The following is a 1,957-nucleotide window of genomic DNA, read 5'->3' as shown; positions in this document are numbered from 1 at the left end:
GTTTATCCATAACAAAAACCTCACCAATTTATTTGATGAGGTAATCATATCGTTTTGCGACCATCAATCATAGACGGTCAGTTATTAGGTGCTTACATTAGAACTGCTAATCTAATTCAACAGCAATGCCCAGCAATTAGGGGCGTTGCTGTTTTCTTTTGCGATGCACGAAAAAAGCCACCCCCTAACAGGATGGCTTCACTTAACTTATTTCGTTTTTGCAGCGCGTAACTCGTTCAGATACGTCTGACTCTTCTCTTCGCTAAATTCATGCTCGGAACGGCCGATAACCACCGTTGCTAGCGAGTTTCCGACCACGTTAACGGCGGTCCGACCCATGTCTACCAGCCGGTCAATCCCGGCGATAAACGTCAGCCCACTCATCGGTACCCCGATCGTAGAAACGGTCGCCAGCAGAACGACGAAGGACGCCCCAGGCACCCCGGCCATCCCTTTACTGGTGATCATCAGTACGACCAGCAGGGTAATCTGCTGACCCAGGCTCAGATTAATATGATAGGCCTGCGCCAGGAAGAGGGCCGCCAGTGACTGGTAGATTGCCGATCCATCCAGGTTAAACGTGTACCCGGTAGGAATAACAAAGGACACGATCCCCTGACTAACCCCAAACTTATCCATTTTATCAATCAAACGGGGTAAGGTCGCTTCGGAACTCGCCGTGGAGAAGGCCAAGACGGCTTCATCCTTGATGACGAACAGCAGGTCCTTGAGGTGGAATCCGAAAATCCGGGCCACCAAGCCCATGAAGACCACGATAAACAACGCCATGGTTCCGTAAGCCAATAAGATGAAGTATCCCAATGGCGCTAACGCGGATAACCCCATTTGTGCGATGGTAACCCCAATCAGGGCACAGACCCCAATTGGTGCGGTATGCATAACCCAGTTGGTCACGCGGAACATCACTTGCGAGACGGCATCTAAGAAGTCGATGATGACCTGTCCCTGCTTGCCAATGGCCGCGGTCCCTAACCCAAAGAAGACGGAGAAGAAGATGACGGGCATCATGTCACCCTCGGACAGGGACTTGAAGAAGTTCGTTGGAATAATCCCCAGTAACGTCGCCCAGATGCCCGAATCCTTGGCAGATTTGGCCGAGGAGACGTATTGACTGATATCTGAACTATGTAATTGATGGATGTCGATAAAGGTCCCAGGGTGGAAAATATTCCCAATCAAGAGACCTAGCGCAATCGCGATGGTCGTCATCACTTCGAAGTAGATGATGGTCTTACCACCAATTCGGCCCAGCTTATGAATATCCCCCATGTTCGCAATCCCAACGGTTAAACAGGAAACCACGATCGGTAACACGATCATTTGAATCAGGCTGATAAACATATTCCCGATATTTTGCATCGCGGTAATGGCCAGTTTGTTTTCGTAAAAGACGACCCCCAGCACAATCCCCAAAATCAGCCCAATTAGAATTTGCCACCCCAAACTCAGGCGATAGTTGCGATATTTTTTCATATTGACGTTCCACCTATTTTCTCAAGATAATGACGTATTTTATTTCGTGTCTCTAACTGTTCTTGCCTTGTGGCTGATCCACAACACTAACTATAATAGCACAAGCTATTCGGCTAACCAAGGTCATAGCGGCAAAGATATTCGAACGGATTATGTTTTTTACTTACTAATGTTCGCATAATAGATTCTAATTGGGATTTAATAGAAGGAACATAACCCCGTCAAATCACCGGATCTCTTGGTGAGCCTACATAACCTGGCACTTACTTAATGTACGTATCATTTCCAATCGTTTGTGGACAACTCAGTTTGAAACGATTGAATTTGTATGTAAAAAAAGAACCCAATCACTGGGTTCTTTCGTTCGCGTGGCAACGTCCTATCCTCGCAGGGGGCGATCCCCCAACTACTATCGGCGTGCTAAAGCTTAACTTCCGTGTTCGGCATGGGAACGGGTGTATCC

At 47.6% G+C, this 1,957-nt stretch carries 1 protein-coding gene and 1 rRNA gene; both read right to left on the bottom strand.

What is annotated here, in order from left to right:
• Window positions 1–207 precede the first annotated feature (207 nt).
• Entirely contained in the window at window positions 208–1,494 is a 1,287-nt protein-coding gene (locus HEQ50_RS12485) for a cation:dicarboxylate symporter family transporter (protein ID WP_168900823.1), read from the bottom strand.
• Between the two features lie 366 nt (window positions 1,495–1,860).
• A 5S ribosomal RNA gene (rrf, locus tag HEQ50_RS12480) occupies window positions 1,861–1,957 on the bottom strand; the annotation flags it as partial.

This window comes from Lactobacillus sp. HBUAS51381, assembly GCF_012641095.1.
In the GTDB taxonomy this organism is placed as follows: domain Bacteria; phylum Bacillota; class Bacilli; order Lactobacillales; family Lactobacillaceae; genus Levilactobacillus.
The sequence above is the reverse complement of the archived record's forward strand: the minus strand, read 5'-3'. Positions and strand labels throughout refer to the sequence as shown.